21 protein-coding genes are annotated in these 17558 nt (G+C 55.5%); 15 read left to right on the top strand and 6 right to left on the bottom strand.

Annotation, left to right across the window (positions count from 1 at the left end):
* Positions 1-35: 35 nt before the first annotated feature.
* Positions 36-770: a phosphoadenylyl-sulfate reductase gene (locus OC597_RS11945; protein WP_017891640.1), complete on the top strand. Its 735-nt coding sequence runs from the start codon at positions 36-38 to the stop codon at positions 768-770.
* A gap of 45 nt (positions 771-815) precedes the next feature.
* On the opposite strand, the gene OC597_RS11940 is transcribed toward OC597_RS11945, so the two are convergent.
* From OC597_RS11940 to OC597_RS11930, 3 genes are all read right to left on the bottom strand, one after another.
* Positions 816-1142, bottom strand: a complete 327-nt coding sequence (locus OC597_RS11940) for a type II toxin-antitoxin system RelE/ParE family toxin (protein WP_261463271.1) — start codon at positions 1140-1142, stop codon at positions 816-818.
* An 11-nt stretch (positions 1143-1153) separates the two neighbouring features.
* The gene (locus OC597_RS11935) at positions 1154-1429 is read right to left on the bottom strand and encodes a hypothetical protein (protein ID WP_085120271.1); all 276 of its coding nucleotides are present in this window, start codon (positions 1427-1429) and stop codon (positions 1154-1156) included.
* 91 nt (positions 1430-1520) lie between these two features.
* Positions 1521-2594, bottom strand: a complete 1074-nt coding sequence (locus tag OC597_RS11930; RefSeq protein ID WP_261257400.1) for an aminopeptidase — start codon at positions 2592-2594, stop codon at positions 1521-1523.
* Positions 2595-2870: 276 nt separating this feature from the next.
* On the opposite strand from OC597_RS11930, the gene OC597_RS11925 reads away from it, so the two are divergent.
* The 6 genes from OC597_RS11925 (at position 2871) to OC597_RS11900 (ending at position 8152) form a co-directional block, all read left to right on the top strand.
* Positions 2871-3143: a hypothetical protein gene (locus OC597_RS11925; RefSeq protein ID WP_261285617.1), complete on the top strand. Its 273-nt coding sequence runs from the start codon at positions 2871-2873 to the stop codon at positions 3141-3143.
* 187 nt (positions 3144-3330) lie between these two features.
* The gene (cysG, locus tag OC597_RS11920; protein WP_262208842.1) at positions 3331-4761 is read left to right on the top strand and encodes a siroheme synthase CysG; all 1431 of its coding nucleotides are present in this window, start codon (positions 3331-3333) and stop codon (positions 4759-4761) included.
* A 9-nt stretch (positions 4762-4770) separates the two neighbouring features.
* Complete coding sequence (cysD, locus tag OC597_RS11915; protein ID WP_037424720.1) at positions 4771-5679, top strand: sulfate adenylyltransferase subunit CysD; 909 nt, start codon at positions 4771-4773, stop codon at positions 5677-5679.
* Between the two features lie 11 nt (positions 5680-5690).
* Positions 5691-7118, top strand: a complete 1428-nt coding sequence (gene cysN / locus OC597_RS11910; protein ID WP_262208840.1) for a sulfate adenylyltransferase subunit CysN — start codon at positions 5691-5693, stop codon at positions 7116-7118.
* 1 nt (position 7119) lies between these two features.
* Positions 7120-7749, top strand: a complete 630-nt coding sequence (gene cysC / locus OC597_RS11905; RefSeq protein WP_314733052.1) for an adenylyl-sulfate kinase — start codon at positions 7120-7122, stop codon at positions 7747-7749.
* An 85-nt stretch (positions 7750-7834) separates the two neighbouring features.
* The gene (locus OC597_RS11900; protein WP_012005269.1) at positions 7835-8152 is read left to right on the top strand and encodes a DUF3561 family protein; all 318 of its coding nucleotides are present in this window, start codon (positions 7835-7837) and stop codon (positions 8150-8152) included.
* 52 nt (positions 8153-8204) lie between these two features.
* On the opposite strand, the gene OC597_RS11895 is transcribed toward OC597_RS11900, so the two are convergent.
* The 3 genes from OC597_RS11895 to OC597_RS11885 all read right to left on the bottom strand — a co-directional run bounded on the left by OC597_RS11895 (position 8205) and on the right by OC597_RS11885 (position 10518).
* Entirely contained in the window at positions 8205-8927 is a 723-nt protein-coding gene (locus tag OC597_RS11895; RefSeq protein ID WP_261257409.1) for an amino acid ABC transporter ATP-binding protein, read from the bottom strand.
* The gene (locus OC597_RS11890) at positions 8911-9630 is read right to left on the bottom strand and encodes an amino acid ABC transporter permease (RefSeq protein ID WP_051922616.1); all 720 of its coding nucleotides are present in this window, start codon (positions 9628-9630) and stop codon (positions 8911-8913) included. Before OC597_RS11890 ends, OC597_RS11895 begins: the two co-directional genes overlap by 17 nt.
* 117 nt (positions 9631-9747) lie before the next feature.
* On the bottom strand, positions 9748-10518 hold the full coding sequence (locus OC597_RS11885) for a basic amino acid ABC transporter substrate-binding protein (RefSeq protein ID WP_261424842.1): 771 nt from the start codon (positions 10516-10518) through the stop codon (positions 9748-9750).
* Positions 10519-10924: 406 nt separating this feature from the next.
* On the opposite strand from OC597_RS11885, the gene ftsB reads away from it, so the two are divergent.
* From ftsB to rpoS, 8 genes are all read left to right on the top strand, one after another.
* Positions 10925-11245, top strand: a complete 321-nt coding sequence (ftsB, locus tag OC597_RS11880; RefSeq protein WP_085120280.1) for a cell division protein FtsB — start codon at positions 10925-10927, stop codon at positions 11243-11245.
* A gap of 3 nt (positions 11246-11248) precedes the next feature.
* Positions 11249-11956 (top strand): 2-C-methyl-D-erythritol 4-phosphate cytidylyltransferase, encoded by a 708-nt coding sequence (gene ispD / locus OC597_RS11875; RefSeq protein WP_261257413.1) that lies wholly within the window; start codon positions 11249-11251, stop codon positions 11954-11956.
* Positions 11957-11966: 10 nt separating this feature from the next.
* Positions 11967-12440, top strand: a complete 474-nt coding sequence (gene ispF, locus OC597_RS11870) for a 2-C-methyl-D-erythritol 2,4-cyclodiphosphate synthase (RefSeq protein ID WP_012005275.1) — start codon at positions 11967-11969, stop codon at positions 12438-12440.
* A 4-nt stretch (positions 12441-12444) separates the two neighbouring features.
* Positions 12445-13491, top strand: coding sequence for a tRNA pseudouridine(13) synthase TruD (gene truD / locus OC597_RS11865; protein WP_261257417.1), 1047 nt, complete (start codon positions 12445-12447; stop codon positions 13489-13491).
* A gap of 272 nt (positions 13492-13763) precedes the next feature.
* Positions 13764-14525, top strand: a complete 762-nt coding sequence (gene surE / locus OC597_RS11860) for a 5'/3'-nucleotidase SurE (protein WP_261257419.1) — start codon at positions 13764-13766, stop codon at positions 14523-14525.
* Positions 14519-15145, top strand: coding sequence for a protein-L-isoaspartate(D-aspartate) O-methyltransferase (locus tag OC597_RS11855; RefSeq protein ID WP_012005278.1), 627 nt, complete (start codon positions 14519-14521; stop codon positions 15143-15145). Before surE ends, OC597_RS11855 begins: the two co-directional genes overlap by 7 nt.
* 325 nt (positions 15146-15470) lie before the next feature.
* Positions 15471-16457 (top strand): murein hydrolase activator NlpD, encoded by a 987-nt coding sequence (gene nlpD, locus OC597_RS11850; RefSeq protein ID WP_261285621.1) that lies wholly within the window; start codon positions 15471-15473, stop codon positions 16455-16457.
* A gap of 53 nt (positions 16458-16510) precedes the next feature.
* Positions 16511-17509, top strand: a complete 999-nt coding sequence (gene rpoS, locus OC597_RS11845; RefSeq protein ID WP_012005280.1) for an RNA polymerase sigma factor RpoS — start codon at positions 16511-16513, stop codon at positions 17507-17509.
* Positions 17510-17558: the final 49 nt, after the last annotated feature.

Genomic DNA, 17558 nt, shown 5'->3' with positions numbered 1-17558 from the left:
GCGCGGTATGATTCAAGTATCAGGAGGCAGGCAACATGGCTGAATTCAATCTGGCAGAGCTGAATGCGCTGCCCAAGTCTGGGCAGGCGTTGGCACTGGCAGTGGTTAATGGTCAGTTGGAAACCCTTTCCGCCGAGCAACGTGTGGAATGGGCGCTGGAACATCTGCCGGGTGAGTTTGTGCTCTCTTCAAGCTTTGGCATTCAGGCGGCGGTGTGCCTGCATCTGGTCACCAGGATCAAGCCGGATATCCCGGTGATCCTCACCGATACCGGTTATCTGTTCCCGGAAACCTATCAGTTTATCGATCAGTTGGCTGACAAATTGAAGCTGAACCTGCAGGTGTTCCGCGCCGAGCAGTCGCCTGCCTGGCAGGAGGCGCGCTATGGCAAACTGTGGGAGCAGGGCGTTGAGGGCATCGAGAAGTACAACCAAATTAACAAGGTTGAACCGATGAACCGCGCGCTGGAAACCCTGGGCGGACAGACCTGGTTCGCCGGCCTGCGTCGCGAGCAATCCGGCAGTCGTGCTCATTTACCGGTGTTGGCGGTACAACGTGGGGTGTTCAAGATCCTGCCGATTATCGACTGGGACAACCGCAAGATTTATCAATACCTGACCGAGCACGGCCTGAGTTACCACCCGCTGTGGGAGCAAGGCTATCTGTCGGTAGGGGATACCCATACCACGCAGAAATGGGAACCGGGCATGAGCGAAGAAGAAACCCGCTTCTTCGGTCTGAAACGCGAGTGCGGCCTGCACGAAGGCTAATACCCTATTAAACCGGCCAGGGGCTCAGCATTTGCTGGGCCCTTGTTAATTCAGCAGCATGTGCCGCCAAAGCGCCGCACCGATATCTTGGCGGGTATGCAAAATAAGTAGAATATCTACGCGATTTTCTGTCACTTCATACAGCGTTCGGTAGTCGTGACGATCCAGTCGCTCACGCACCGCCAGCCCAAATTCAGCTAACTGAACGTTATACCGGCAGCGTAGCGGATTAAGGCGTAAATGTTGGAGAGTATCGGCAAACAGTGAGTCAACGAATCTTGCTGAGCCTTGTGGGCCAAGAGTGGAGGCCTTAAAGGATTCAATATCGCTGAGGCACTGCAATGCTGTATTCGTAAGGTGAACATCATACATGGTGGTGATCCTTACCCCCGTGATGCGCGTAACCTTTGTAATGCCTCTTCAGCAGAAAGTGTTCTGCCTTCGGTGACATCCTGTTTTGCCTTCAAGGTCAGTTTCAGCAACGCATGCGTTTGCCGTTCTCGTTCCCAAGCGGCGAGCTCTTCCTGGCGCTCGGCTGCAGTTTGAACGAATAATTCAGCGGTTCCATTTCTCGTCACCCAAACACCTCCCTCGAAATTTTCGGGAGAGCCGAGGCTTTCCCGCGTCGCTTTCTGCGACAGGGTCTTTTGCGTGCTCATCAGTGGGGCTCCTGCTGCGTATTCCTGGCAACAGTATACTCAGTCGAGCACTGGGGTACAAAATTTGTACTGAATTTTGCCCCCGATACGACTACTTCTTCTTGGGTGCTTTCACCGGGTGTGCCTGTGCCAGCTCTTTGATCAGCGGCAACAGGATCTGCACGCTCTCGCGGCTGCGTTTGTCGATCCGCCCTGGCAGATTACGCTCCAGGTATTGCAGGTTATCGTACTGCGGGCGGTGCCAACTGATGCCCTGCGGGAAATGCGGGCTGACGGCGCGTTGTTGATAGCCGTCTTTATCACCCAGTGACCAATTGGTGGCTTCGACGGCCAGTACCGGAAGACCGGCTTTATCAAACACTTCCTGATCGGAGCAGCAGCCGGTGCCTTTTGGGTGCGCTTTAGTGCCCGGGTTAGTGGCGGCGGCGATACCGTAGCGATGGGCAATATCCAGCGCGCGATCGCGGCTCTGTTTCGCCAGTTTCGGCGGTGTGTTGAGACCGGCGTTGAAGTACAGGCGATCGCCGGTAATCAGGCTGTCGAGGTTAATCACCAGCAGCGTATTGCGTTTCTCTTCCGCGCTCATGCGCTGCAAATAGTTCTGTGCGCCCAGCGAACCGATCTCTTCGGCGCTGGTGGCGACAAAGCGCAGGCCGTAATTCGTGGGGATATTCTTCAGGCGTTCCGCCAATTCCAACATCACACCAACGCCAGAGGCATTGTCGTCGACGCCCTGTAGCGTCAAGCCACCGAGATTATTGTCCAGATCGGCGTCGCTCTTCGGCGTGTAGGTATCAAAATGCGCCACGATCAGGATTTGCTGCGGATTGCTGCCATTTTTGGCGGCGATCACCGAGCTGGCGGTGACGTTATTCCAGTTCTTCTTGCCGTCTTTGCTGGTGTAGATATAACGGGTATTGAAACTGCGGATATCGCTCTGATACCCCATCTTGCTGAACTGCTGGTTCAGATAGTCGGCGGTGAGTAATTCGGCTGGGCTGCCTGCCATACGGCCGGGGAAATAGGTGGCAATATGACGAATTTGCTCTGCGGCGAATTTGCCCATCGGGGCCTCTTTCGCGGGCTGAGTGGCGGCCGAAACGCTGAAAATACTGCCGAGCACTGCCACCAGCAGACCGGTCTTCAGATAAGAGCGGGAAAACATACCGAAAAATCCTTCTTTTTAATGTCGGTAATACCGATTCTTTTTGCGGCTCTCAGTATGAGACTCGACGGCAGATTAAACAATTTCCTCCGCTCTGAAATTTACTCTGCACAGGCAAAATTTCGGCGCTGTGCGCAACTATTGATATCGATCCCGGGTTCGTGCAACGCATTTTGCGAAATGCTGGGCATATTACGGGAATCGGTATTTAACCCTGACCGGAGTGTGGTTTATTATTCAGCTATAAGGTTCATACGGACTGAAGGAGAAACCCTGATGTTGGACAACTGTGATAACAGGTTTGGCCTGATAGAGAAGAAAGCTGAGTATGTGGAACATACTCTCACTCAGGTTAAAACCGATTTGGCGACGCTGACCATGCGTTCAGTCGAGTTTGTTACCAAAGGCGATTTGCATAAGGAAGTGGGATTGCTGCACCGGGAGATCGGTTTGGTTCATAAAGAGATGGCTAATCAAACCAAATGGATGGTTAGCACCATATTGGTTGTAGCCGGATTGTGCATGACCGCCGCGAAGTTTTGGTTTTAACTTCCGCCTCCTTGCGCCTGCCTGGGCTGGCTCATCGCGGCAGCCTTACCGGGCGTGAAACCGCCGCAAACCCTGACGTGGCGTGCCTTATTCCATTATTGCACTAGTCATTCCTTTTCGTCATTTCAGAGGCTAAATCTCAGCCCGTATAGTCACACTATCTTCCTGCATAGATGAAAAGGCTGTTGTGGACTATCTACCTATATTTGCCGACCTAAAACAACGTCCGGTGCTGGTCGTTGGCGGCGGTGAAGTGGCTGCGCGCAAAGTTGATCTTCTCCTGCGCGCCGGGGCTGAAATACGGATAGTTGCGCAGTCACTCTCACCGATACTCGAACATTTGCATCAGCAGGGGCAAGTCCACTGGCTGGGTCAGGCTTTTGCTGCTCAGCAACTGGACGAGGTTTTCCTGGTGATTGCCGCCACCGATGACAGTACGCTGAACGCCGAGGTGTTTGCCGAAGCGGATAAACGCCGGGTGCTGGCCAACGTGGTGGACGATCAGCCGCGCTGCTCATTCATCTTCCCGTCGATAATCGACCGTTCACCCTTGGTGGTGGCCGTCTCTTCCAGCGGCCAGGCGCCGGTGTTGGTACGTATGCTGCGTGAAAAACTCGAAGCCTTGTTGCCCGCCAGCCTGGGGCAGATGGCCGAAGTGGCCGGACGCTGGCGCGGGCAGGTGAAACAACGGCTGAATACGATGGGTGAACGCCGTCGTTTTTGGGAAAAAACCTTTGGTGGCCGCTTCGCAACGCTGGTGGCCAATGGCCAAACCGCCGAGGCGGAACGGCAACTGGAGCAGGACTTACAGCAGTTTGCCCAGGGCAGCGAGGGCTCTCAGGGCGAAATCTCGCTGGTGGGCGCTGGGCCGGGTGACGTGGGGTTACTGACTCTGCGCGGGCTGCAGGTGATGCAGCAAGCCGACGTGGTGCTGTACGACCATCTGGTCAGTGATGAAATCCTCGATTTGGTTCGTCGCGATGCCGAACGTATCTGTGTGGGCAAACGCGCTGGCGCGCATTTGGTGATCCAGGAAGAAACCAACCGTCTGCTGGTGGAACTGGCGCAACAGGGCAAGCGCGTGGTGCGGTTAAAGGGGGGCGATCCCTTTATCTTTGGCCGGGGTGGCGAAGAATTACAGGTGGCTGCTGCTGCAGGCATTCCGTTCCAGGTGGTGCCGGGTGTTACGGCAGCAGCCGGGGCAACCGCCTATGCAGGCATCCCGCTGACGCACCGCGATCACGCACAGAGTGTCACCTTTATTACCGGTCACTGTCGTCCCGACGGTGATGGACTGGACTGGGCCGATTTGGCGCGTGCGCGCCAGACTCTGGCTATCTATATGGGCACCATGAAGGCGGCGGATATCAGCCAGCGCCTGATAGCTCACGGCCGTGCGGCCACTACGCCAGTAGCGGTCATCAGCCGCGGTACGCGTGCGGACCAACTGGTGCAAACCGGCACGCTGGAACAACTCGAACAATTGGCTCAACAGGCACCGTTACCGGCGCTGCTGGTGATCGGCGAAGTGGTGGAATTACATCACCAAATCGCCTGGTTTGGGCATCAACCGCAGACGGAAGGGGTATCACGCCCAGCCGTCGTGAATTTGGCTTAAGGATCTGTTATGGACGAAAAACGACTCACTCATTTGCGGCAATTGGAGGCGGAGAGTATCCATATCATCCGTGAAGTCGCCGCTGAATTCGGCAACCCGGTGATGCTCTATTCCATCGGTAAAGACTCTTCCGTGATGCTGCACCTGGCGCGTAAGGCCTTTTACCCAGGCACGCTGCCGTTCCCTCTGCTGCACGTGGATACCGGCTGGAAATTCAGCGAAATGTACCAATTCCGTGATCGCACCGCGAAGGAATACGGTTTTGAACTGCTGATCCACAAAAACCCGGAAGGCGTGGCGATGGGCATCAACCCGTTCGTTCACGGCAGTGCCAAGCACACCGATATCATGAAAACCGAAGGCCTGAAGCAGGCGCTGAACAAATACGGTTTTGATGCCGCCTTTGGTGGTGCTCGCCGTGACGAAGAGAAGTCACGCGCCAAAGAGCGTATCTATTCTTTCCGCGACCGTTTCCACCGCTGGGATCCGAAGAACCAGCGTCCGGAGCTGTGGCACAACTACAACGGCCAGATCAACAAGGGTGAGAGCATTCGTGTGTTCCCGCTGTCGAACTGGACCGAGCTGGATATCTGGCAATACATCTTCCTGGAAAAGATCGACATTATCCCGTTGTATCTGGCGAAACCACGCCCGGTGGTAGAGCGCGACGGCATGCTGTTGATGGTGGATGACGATCGCATCGATCTGCAGCCGGGTGAAGTGATCAGCCAGCGCATGGTGCGTTTCCGCACGCTGGGTTGCTGGCCGCTGACCGGTGCGGTGGAGTCCGAGGCCGAAACGCTGCCGGAAATCATCGAAGAGATGTTGGTGTCCACCACCAGTGAGCGCCAGGGACGGATGATCGATCGCGATCAGTCCGGCTCGATGGAGCTGAAAAAGCGTCAAGGGTATTTCTAAGGAGCCGCCGGATGAACAACGCAATTGCACAACAAATCGCTGAACAGGGCGGGGTCGAGTCTTACCTGCACGCGCAGCAACATAAAAGTCTGTTACGGTTCCTGACCTGCGGCAGCGTCGACGACGGTAAAAGCACCCTGATTGGCCGCCTGCTGCACGATACCCGCCAGATCTACGAAGATCAGCTGTCAACGCTGCACAGTGACAGCAAGCGTATCGGTACCCAGGGCGAAAAGCTCGATCTGGCATTGCTGGTCGACGGTCTGCAGGCCGAGCGCGAGCAGGGCATCACTATCGATGTGGCCTATCGTTATTTCTCGACTGAAAAGCGCAAATTTATTATCGCCGATACGCCAGGGCATGAGCAGTACACCCGTAATATGGCGACCGGTGCCTCTACCTGTGATTTGGCGATCCTGCTGATCGACGCACGCAAAGGGGTGCTGGATCAAACTCGCCGACACAGCTTTATCGCTACATTGCTGGGGATCCGCCATCTGGTGGTCGCGGTCAATAAAATGGACCTGGTCGATTATCAAGAGTCGGTATTCGAGCAGTTCAAACAGGATTATCTGACCTTCGCCCAGCAGTTGCCGAACGATCTGGACATCAAGTTTGTCCCACTGTCGGCGCTGGACGGCGATAACGTGGCCAGCGAAAGCACCCAGATGCCTTGGTATAACGGGCCAACGCTGCTGCAGGTGCTGGAAAGCGTAGATGTGATCAGCGAGCGCGAAACGCAGCCGCTGCGTTTCCCGGTGCAATATGTTAACCGTCCGAACCTGGATTTTCGTGGCTATGCCGGCACCCTGTCGGCCGGTGTGGTGCGCGTGGGCCAACGCGTGAAGGTGTTGCCTTCCGGTGTGGAATCTACCGTTGCACGCATTGTTACCTTTGATGGCGATTTGCAGGAAGCGGTGCCGGGTGAGGCGATCACACTGGTGCTGAAGGATGAAGTGGACATCAGCCGTGGTGATTTGCTGGTCGATGCCGGGGAAACCCTGCAGGCGGCGCAAAGCGCGCTGGTCGACGTGGTGTGGATGGCTGAGAAGCCGCTGTTGCCAGGGCAGAGCTACGACATCAAGGTCGCCGGTAAAAAGACCCGCACCCGGGTGGAAGGTATTCGCCACCAGGTAGAAATTAACTCGCTGGCCCAACATCAGGCCGACACCTTGCCGCTGAACGGTATTGGCCTGGTGGAGCTGACCTTCGACGAGCCGCTGGTGCTGGACAGCTATCAGCGTAACCATGACACCGGCGGGCTGATCATTATTGATCGCCTGAGTAACGTCACGGTCGGCGCCGGATTGATCCGCGAAACCTTGCAGGACGCTCCGGTGGCGGCAGGGGAGTTCAGCGCGTTCGAGCTGGAACTGAATGCTCTGGTGCGCAAACACTTCCCGCATTGGGGCGCGCGTGACCTGATCGGGGGCAAATAACGTGGCCGATGCAGAGCAACGGCCAACCGGGCCGGAGGACGATAACGTGGTCTGGCACCCGCACGCGGTAGCGCGTGCGGATCGCGAAGCCCGTAATGGCCATAAAGGCGTGGTGCTGTGGTTTACCGGGCTTTCCGGCTCGGGTAAATCTACCGTCGCCGGAGCACTGGAGCAGGCGCTGCACGCCCTTGGCGTCAGCACCTATCTGTTGGATGGCGATAACGTTCGCCATGGCCTGTGTCGCGATCTGGGTTTTTCCGACGACGATCGGCGCGAGAACATTCGCCGCGTGGGTGAAGTGTCCAAACTGATGGTGGACGCCGGGCTGGTGGTGCTGACTGCGTTTATTTCACCGCACCGCGCAGAACGGCAGATGGTGCGCGAACTGCTTGATGAAGATCGCTTTATCGAGGTGTTTGTCGACACGCCGTTGGCGATTTGTGAGGAGCGTGATCCGAAGGGATTGTACAAAAAAGCCCGCGCCGGCGAACTGCGTAATTTCACCGGAATCGACTCGGTTTACGAGGCACCGCAACGGCCGGATATTCATCTTGATGGCCAACAATTGGTAACAAATTTGATTGCGCAATTGTTAGACGTGCTGCGTGGTCGGGCTATTATCAAACCCTGAATTCAGAAAAGCGTGTGGCGTTTTTGCGTCATACGCTTTTTACGCTAAGCCCGCCGAAGAGCGTGCCGAATAACCAGGGATCACTATGCAAAATGTCTCGCCTATCTTGATTGACTCAAACCAGGAGAAAGAGGAACCCTCTTATTCTTTCCTGGGCGGCGTCTGTGGCTTTGTTTTCTACTGGCTGGCGTTCGCAGTGCCGTTTGTGGTCTATGGCTCCAACACCCTCTTCTTCCTGCTCTACACCTGGCCGTTCTTCCTGGCCCTGATGCCGGTTTCGGTGCTGATTGGCATCACGCTCAGCATGCTGCTGCGTGGCCGTCTGATCCTGACGCTGCTGCTGACTGGTGCTATCGTGCTGTGCCTGTTCTGGCTGGTATTCAGTTTTCTGACCGGTTGGTGAGAGAGCGGGCGCAGTCGTCTGCGCCCGAAGCATTGCAAAGCCGTGCCGAAGGTTACAAAACTTTGCTTAGAAAAGCCTGAGTTCGCGGGTTGGCAGGGTTGCTGAAAATTTGCTGCGGCGTGCCTTCTTCCTGAATGATCCCCTGATCGATAAACAACACCCTATCGGCCACTTCGCGGGCAAAGCCCATCTCATGGGTGACCACCACCATGGTCATACCTTCGTGTGCCAACGACTTCATGACCGCCAGCACTTCGCCGACCAACTCAGGATCAAGCGCTGAGGTGGGTTCGTCGAACAGCATGATTTTCGGTTCCATCGCCAGCGCCCGGGCAATCGCCACCCGCTGTTGTTGGCCGCCGGACAGGCTGCTGGGATAGGCGTCAATCTTGTCCAACAGACCCACCTTACGTAACAGCGCTTCTGCGCGCAGGATGGCATCGGCGCGCGACAGCTTTTTCACCCCCATCGGCGCCATAATGATGTTTTCCAGCACCGTCATATGTGGGAACAGGTTAAAGCGCTGGAACACCATCCCCACGCTCTCACGCATTTTATTGAGATCGGTTTTCTGGCTGTGTATGGCAAAACCATTAACCAGAACCTCGCCGCCAGAAAGCGTTTCCAGCGCGTTGATACAGCGCAGGAAGGTACTTTTACCAGAGCCAGACGGGCCGATGACGCAGACCACTTCGTTGGTCGCGATTTCGCAGGAGATGCCACGCAGTACGTGGCTTTCGCCGAATTGTTTTTGCAGATTATGTACGCGAATCACTTTTCCCGAACCTCTTTTCCATGTGTTGCACCATCAGCGAAAGCAGGAAGGTGAGGACCCAGTAGACCAGCGAAATGGTCAGGTAGGGCTCCCAATAGGTGGCATAGGCACCGGAAACCGTCCGGGCGGCATAGGCCAGATCGGCCAGGCCGATGGCGGAGGCCAGTGAGGAATCCTTGACGATGGCAATGGCGTTGTTGCCCAGCGGTGGCAGCATGCGACGGAATGCCTGTGGCAGGATCACCTTGCGCATGGTTTTGCCGTAGCTCATGCCCAGTGAGCGTGAAGCCTCCATCTGGCCGCGATCGATTGACTGAATGCCGGCACGGAAGATTTCCGAGACGTAGGCACCGGCGTTGAGCGTAATCGCCACGACGCAGGAGAGAAACGCACCGTAGTCGGAGCGCAGCGCACGGGCGAAGTCACTGCTCATCAGGCCGTTGGTGACCAGCAGACCGTCGCGCGGGTTGATAAACAGCGGTACCAGCGCGAAGTGCACCACCATGATCTGCACAAACAACGGCGTGCCGCGGAAGGCACTGATATAAATGCGCACCGGCCACTGTACGCCGTAATGCAGTATCGGTTTCCAGATGCCGTGAGGCGCTTGCGCCAGACGGCCTAATCCCAGGAGCAGCCCCCAGGTGGTGCCCAATATCACGCAGATAATGGTGCATTTGATGGTCATCCAGGCGCCTTCCATAAACAGCGGGGCGTATTCCTGGATAATCTCCCAACGGAAATTCAATGGGTGTTCCTTCTCGGTGTACTCAAAGCGATTGTTGCACCGGAGCTCGGGCGAGCTCCGGTCATTTAAGGCTTACTCGGCAGGCAGAGTCGGCACGTTGCTGTCAAACCAGGTCTGGTAAATTTTGGCGTAGGTGCCGTCGGCGATGATTTTCTTCAGGCCGGCGTTGATCTTGCCGCGTAGTTCATCGTTACCCTTGGCAACGGCAATGCCGAAATACTGGCGTTCGAATTTGGCGTCGGACACCAGCTTGAATTCTTTTTCCGGGTGAGTTTTGATGTAGAACTTGGCCACGCCAACGTCGCCCACGGCGGCGCCGATGCCATCTTCGTACAGCTCCTGCAGCAGCAGCGGGGTGTTGTCGAAGCGTTTGATGGCGGTGCTGTTTTTACCCAGCACGTCGGATACCACGATGTCGCCGGTGCTGGAATTCACCACACCGACCTTCAGCGCTTTAAGCGCGGCAATGGAGTTCACGGTAGAGTCTTTAGGCACCACGATAGTCTGCTCTGCCGGGAAGTAAGGCGCAGAGAAATCAACCATTTGCTTGCGTTTATCGGTGATGGTGATGCCGGAGATAATGATGTCGCGATCGCCGGAATTCAGCGTGGCGAAGATCCCTTCCCACGGCGTATTCACCAGCTTGACCTGGAAACCTTCGGCCTTGGCCACGGCCTTGATGATATCAATATCAAAGCCTTCCAGCTGTTTGTTGCTGTTTTCGAATTCGAACGGACGATAGGTGCCGCCGGAGCCGACGACGTAAGTAGGTTCGGCTGCCAGGGCCGAGGCCGACAGGGTGGCGGCCAGGCAGGCGCCAATCAGAACTAAGCGTTTTAACATCACTATCCCCGGTAATTAAAAGTTATCCATTGGATTTATTTATGCACTATGAGTGCATAAAAATAATCCTTAATGAATAAAAACACAACTCCTACCTGATGATGGAATTTTCAATGGTGTTAAATATGCACTTTTCGTTCGTGGTCGGCGGAAGCGTTGGCAAAACGGCGGGGCAGCCAGTTTTTCTTGCTGCATAACCGAGAAAAACTCTGATTGAGGGAGGGCGGCGCTGTCGATCGGTGTCTTATCGGGTGAAAGTGGTTTTTTTTGCCGCTTTCGGCGCGAATTTAGGTTATAAACTCAAGAAATTCTCATCCCACTCTGAATTTGGCGGTGAAATGCCGTTCTCAGTGTGGAGTCCAACGAAAAGTTGTGGGATGATTAGGCGGTTTTTCAGGGGGCGGAGATGGGAAAACTTACGCTGTTATTGCTGGTATTGCTCGGTTGGTTACAGTATTCACTGTGGCTGGGCAAAAATGGTGTTCACGATTACGTGCGGGTCAATGATGACGTTGCAGTCCAACAGGGCAGCAATGCGAAATTGAAAGCGCGTAACGATCAGCTGTTCGCCGAAATCGACGATTTGAACGGCGGTCAGGAAGCGATCGAAGAGCGTGCGCGCAATGAACTGAGCATGATTAAGCCCGGTGAAACTTTCTATCGTCTGGTTCCTGATCAATCCAGACGCAACGCGGCGTCCTCCTCGCAAAATAACCTACAAAAGTAACGCATGAATCACTCCGCAGGAACCTTTCCACCGGTGATTGCCGTCCTGCCCGCTGCCGGTATCGGCAGCCGTATGCAGACGGATTGCCCGAAGCAGTATTTAACCATCGGCCACCAAACCATTCTTGAGCATGCGATCCACGCGCTATTGCGCCATCCGCGTATTCAGCAGGTGATTGTGGCGATCGGCCCCGATGACCAGCAGTTCCACCAGTTACCGATTGCCAGGGATCCCCGCGTGCGGGTCACCGTCGGCGGTCAGCAACGCGCCGATTCGGTGATGGCCGGGCTGCAACTGGCCGGCGAGGCAAAATGGGTGCTGGTACACGACGCTGCGCGGCCCTGCCTGCATGCCGATGATCTGGAGCGTCTGCTGGCGATCACCGAACACAGCGAGGTGGGGGGGATTTTGGCAGCACCGGTGCGTGACACCATGAAGCGTGCCGAGCCGGGTCACAGTGCAATCTCCCATACCGTTGAGCGTCAGGACCTGTGGCATGCCTTAACGCCGCAGCTATTCCCGCTGGCCTTGCTTAAACTTTGCCTGCAGCGCGCGTTGGACGACGGCGCGACGGTCACCGATGAGGCCTCTGCGCTGGAGCATTGCGGCTATCATCCGTTGCTGGTCAGCGGACGCTCGGACAATATTAAAGTCACGCGCCCGGAAGATTTGGCGCTGGCGGCCTTCTATTTAACTCAGTTGGACAATTAAGGAGCGCATCATGCGTATCGGTCACGGTTTTGACGTACATAAATTTGGTGGCGAAGGGCCGCTGGTGATCGGTGGTGTTCGTATCCCTTATGAAAAAGGTTTGCTGGCCCACTCCGACGGTGATGTGGCGCTGCACGCGGCGACCGATGCCCTGCTGGGTGCGGCGGCGTTGGGGGATATTGGCAAGCTGTTCCCGGACACAGACCCCGCTTTCAAAGGCGCCGACAGCCGCGTGCTGCTGCGTGAGGCCTGGAAGCGTATCCGCGCCAAAGGCTATCGTCTGGGGAATCTGGATATCACCATTATTGCCCAGGCCCCTAAAATGGCGCCGCACATCCCGCAAATGCGCGTTTTCCTGGCGGAAGACCTGCAATGCCATATGGATGACGTTAACGTTAAGGCTACCACCACCGAACAGCTCGGATTCACCGGGCGCGGCGAAGGCATTGCCTGCGAAGCGGTTGCCTTGTTGATCAAGGAATAAGCGCATGGATATGGCTAACCTGACCTGGCTGCATGGCCAGCCGCAGAGCACCGGCGTGTTAAAAGCCAACCCGGAAGATTTCGTGGTGGTGGAAGACCTGGGTTTTGAGCCGGACGGCGAAGGCGAACATGTGCTGGTGAACATCCGCAAAAATGGCTGTAACACCCAGTTTGTCGCCGATTATCTGGCGCGCTTTGCCGGTATTCACGCCCGCTCTGTCAGCTATGCCGGTCTGAAAGATCGTCATGCGGTGACCGAGCAGTGGTTCTGCCTGCATTTGCCGGGTAAAGAAACACCCGATTTTACTCAGTTCTCACTGGAGGGCTGCGAAGTGCTGGCCAGCGCCCGCCACTTGCGCAAAATGCGTATTGGCACGCTGAAAGGCAATGCCTTCACGCTGGTACTGCGTCATATCTCCGATCGTCAGGATGTCGAACCGCGTCTGCAGGCGATTGCCGCCGGCGGTGTACCGAACTATTTTGGCAGCCAGCGCTTTGGTCGCGGCGGCAATAACCTGGTGATGGCACGCCGCTGGGCAAATGATGAGATCCGGGTTAAAGAGCGTAGCAAGCGCAGTTTTTATCTTTCTGCCAGCCGCAGTGCGCTGTTTAATCTGATTGCCAGCCGACGTCTGGCCAATCAGCAGCAACATACCGTGCTGGAAGGAGATGCCTTGCAGCTCAGTGGTCGTGGCAGTTGGTTTGTTGCCCAGCCTGAAGAGTTGGATGCGCTGCAACAGCGGCTGGATGCCGGCGAACTGATGATTACCGTCCCCTTGCCGGGTGACGGCGAACCCGGTACCGCCGGTGAAGCGCTAAGTTTTGAACAGCAGTGTTTGCTGGAGCAACCGGAACTGATGGCGCTTTTAAAGCGCGAACGTGTTGATCCGGCCCGCCGTGCGCTGTTGTTACAGCCAAAAAATATGCAGTGGGACTGGTGGGATGATGCCACCGTTGAACTGCGTTTTTGGCTACCGGCCGGCAGTTTCGCCACCAGCGTGGTGCGCGAAATTATGCGACAAGACAGCAGTGATGCGGATATTAGCGAGTAATAGAAAACCTGCTTAGGCAGGTTTTTTTTCGTCTGGAGCATGACGACGTAATAATGAGGTGTGTTTGCCCAGCCTGCGGTTTTCGGTGCTAACACGAGGCTCGAAGGCAGGTCGAAAAATCGTCTTTTCCCTTGGTGACTGGACATGTCGGGGGGAGTAAACATAATATCTGCTGGTTAAGCCCCTCCTTTTGGGCGTTCATTCCGAGTAGTTAAATGCCCGGCCCGGTTAAAAAGGGCTTGGTTGAGAGATAAAAAAGAAGACAACCTCTTATGCGGATATTGCTGAGTAATGACGACGGCGTGACCGCCCCGGGCATCCAGGTGCTGGCGGCGGCATTGCGAGAGTTCGCCGAAGTTCAAGTTGTGGCACCGGATCGTAACCGCAGTGGTTCATCCAATGCGCTGACGCTGGAATCCCCATTGCGCACCCTGACAATGCCCAATGGCGATATCGCCGTACAGCAGGGAACGCCGACCGACTGTGTGTATCTTGGCGTGAATGCCCTGATGCAACCTGCGCCGGATATCGTGGTTTCCGGTATTAATGCCGGGCCTAATCTGGGGGATGACGTTATCTATTCCGGCACCGTAGCGGCAGCTATGGAAGGGCGTCATTTGGGGTTGCCTGCGCTGGCCGTGTCGCTGAACGGCCACCAGCATTATGCGACCGCTGCGGCGATCACCTGTCGGATACTGCGTGCGTTACTGCGGGAACCGTTGCGAACCGGTAAAATTCTGAATATCAACGTGCCGGATTTGCCGCTGGACCAGATTAAGGGCATTCGTGTGACCCGCTGCGGCAGTCGCCATCCGGCCGACAAGGTGTTCTGCCAACAAGATCCACGCGGGCAAAATCTCTATTGGATCGGGCCGCCGGGTGATAAGTTTGATGCCGGGCCAGACACGGATTTCGCTGCGGTAGAACAGGGTTATGTGGCCATCACGCCACTGCAGGTGGATTTAACCGCCTATGCGGCTCAGGACGTGGTAAAAACGTGGTTAACCAAAGCAGGGGTCGGCGGGGAATGGTGAACAAGCGTATGCAAACATTGCTGACGCAGCTGCGTCAACAGGGGATCCGGGACGAGCGGTTGCTGCAGGCGATCGAAGCGGTGCCGCGGGAACGTTTTGTTGATGAAGCGCTTGAACACAAGGCCTATGAGAATACCGCATTACCCATTGGCTCCGGCCAAACGATCTCCCAGCCTTATATGGTTGCACGCATGACCGAACTGCTGAACCTGACACCAACCTCCAGGGTATTGGAGATCGGCACCGGTTCCGGCTATCAAACCGCCATCCTGGCGCATCTGGTGCAACATGTTTGCTCTGTTGAACGCATCAAAGGGCTGCAATGGCAGGCCAAGCGTCGCTTGAAGCAACTCGATCTTCACAATGTTTCCACCCGTCACGGCGATGGCTGGCAGGGCTGGGCATCGCGCGGGCCGTTTGATGCCATCATTGTCACGGCGGCGCCACCGGAGATCCCGCCGGCGCTGATGGAGCAGTTGGACGACGGAGGTATTCTGGTGTTGCCGGTCGGTGAGCAGGCCCAAACGCTGAAGTACATTCGGCGCCAGGGAAGCGAATTTGTTATCGATACGGTCGAAGCGGTGCGTTTTGTTCCCCTGGTGAAGGGTGAGTTAGCCTAGCGATTGTCTGAATTTTCGACAGGAAACGAAATCTGTTGCACTTTCATCACCTCCGGTTAATGTTTTAACGTTTCAATAAAACTAATTTTCAATACAATTGCCTTTCTGCGTAGTTGTCTTATGGTGCAGCGGCGCTAATGTGGTTAGCATTGGCGCGCTGTTTTGAGGCTCCGGCATGAGGATTTCCTGACGTTCAGGGATCGGCCGTGGGCACCTTTCAGGGTAGAAATCGAGAGAATGTTAAAAGCTCAGCTACCATGTAAAGGGTATTTGGATATATCGCTGATATTGCTGTCATGGGGGAAGCATGAGCACGGGAAGCCCAATGATTACATTACGCCGGGTTGCGGTGTGTACGATGGTAAGTTTGTGGTTGGCAGGTTGTACGAACACTGCGTCGACATCGGCCCCTATTAGTAGTGTGGACGGTGGCGGGGCCGCTGCATCCGGCAATGCTGGAGCACCGGCTAACGCTGAAGGGCACATTGTTTACAACCGCAGTTACACTTCGATCCCCAAAGGGAGCTACAGCGGTAATAGCTATACGGTTAAGCGCGGAGACACGCTGTTTTACATCGCCTGGATCACCGGAAACGATTACCGTGACCTGGCCCAGCGCAATAATATTCCTGAGCCATACAGCCTGAATGTGGGCCAAAGCATTCAGCTTGGTAATGGTTCTGCCAACGGAAACGGCGGCATGCTGGCGGCAACAGACGCAACCAGCGGCGGTGTTCCGAAGCCGCCATCGACCTCTCAGATACAAACTGCAACGGTTGATTCTCCATCAACTAACGCGTATTCTGATAATTCGGGTAAACAGAATGTAGGTAAGATGTTACCTACAGCAGGCGCAGTGGCGGCAACTACCGCAACAGCCCCTGTTACCGCACCGGTAGTTGCTCCACCAGTGAGCAGCACCGTCAGCAACAGCGCCCCAGTAAGTACCTGGAGATGGCCGACTGACGGTAAGATTATTGATAACTTTTCCTCATCAGAAGGTGGGAATAAAGGTGTCGATATCGCCGGGACTCGTGGGCAGCCAATTTTCGCTACCGCCGATGGTCGTGTAGTGTACGCAGGCAACGCTTTACGGGGTTACGGTAATCTAATCATCATCAAACACAATGATGATTACCTGAGCGCCTACGCTCACAACGACACAATGCTGGTCCGGGAACAACAAGAAGTGAAGGCGGGTCAAAAAATAGCCACCATGGGTAGCACCGGAACCAGTTCAGTACGTTTGCATTTTGAAATTCGTTACAAGGGGAAATCCGTAAACCCGCTGCGTTATCTTCCGCAGCGATAGATTGGGCAGAATACGCTGTATTCTGCTCGCGGTATCACGGGTAGGAGCAGCATATGAGCCAAAATACGCTGAAAGTTAACGAGTTACATGACGATGCGGATTTCGACGAGAACGCAACGGAAGCGGAATCATTCGACGAAAAAGCACTGGTTGAAGAAGAGGCCAGTGAGAGTGATCTAGCGGAAGAAGAGTTGTTGTCACAAGGCGTGACCCAACGCGTATTGGATGCGACGCAGCTCTATCTTGGCGAAATCGGTTATTCTCCGCTGCTGACCGCAGAGGAAGAAGTTTATTTTGCGCGGCGTGCACTGCGCGGTGACGTGCCGTCCCGCCGCCGAATGATTGAAAGTAACCTGCGGTTGGTGGTGAAAATCGCCCGCCGCTACAGCAATCGCGGCCTGGCGCTGCTGGATCTGATTGAAGAGGGTAACCTCGGTCTGATCCGGGCAGTGGAAAAGTTTGACCCAGAACGCGGTTTCCGTTTCTCGACTTACGCAACCTGGTGGATCCGGCAGACGATTGAACGGGCGATCATGAACCAAACCCGTACCATCCGCTTGCCTATCCACATTGTTAAAGAACTGAATGTCTATTTGCGCACTGCGCGCGAGCTTTCTCATAAACTGGATCATGAACCGAGCGCTGAAGAGATTGCAGAGCAACTCGACAAGCCGGTCGATGACGTCAGTCGTATGCTGCGTCTGAACGAACGTATCACTTCTGTCGATACGCCGTTGGGCGGGGATTCAGAGAAAGCTTTGCTGGACATTCTGGCAGACGAGAAAGACAACGGACCGGAAGACACCACGCAAGACGATGACATGAAACAGAGCATCGTTAAATGGCTGTTCGAACTGAACGCCAAACAGCGTGAAGTGCTGGCGCGTCGCTTTGGCCTGTTGGGCTACGAAGCGGCAACGCTTGAAGATGTGGGCCGTGAAATTGGCCTGACTCGCGAGCGAGTTCGTCAGATCCAGGTTGAAGGTTTACGCCGTTTGCGTGAAATTCTGCAAATGCAGGGCCTGAGCATTGAGGCACTGTTCCGCGAGTAACGTCGACAGTTGAGTCGCATCAAAATAAAAACGGTGAGCATCATGCTCA

Origin of the sequence: Serratia proteamaculans (assembly GCF_946227095.1) — a bacterium.
GTDB lineage: Bacteria > Pseudomonadota > Gammaproteobacteria > Enterobacterales > Enterobacteriaceae > Serratia > Serratia proteamaculans_E.
The sequence above is the reverse complement of the archived record's forward strand: the minus strand, read 5'-3'. Positions and strand labels throughout refer to the sequence as shown.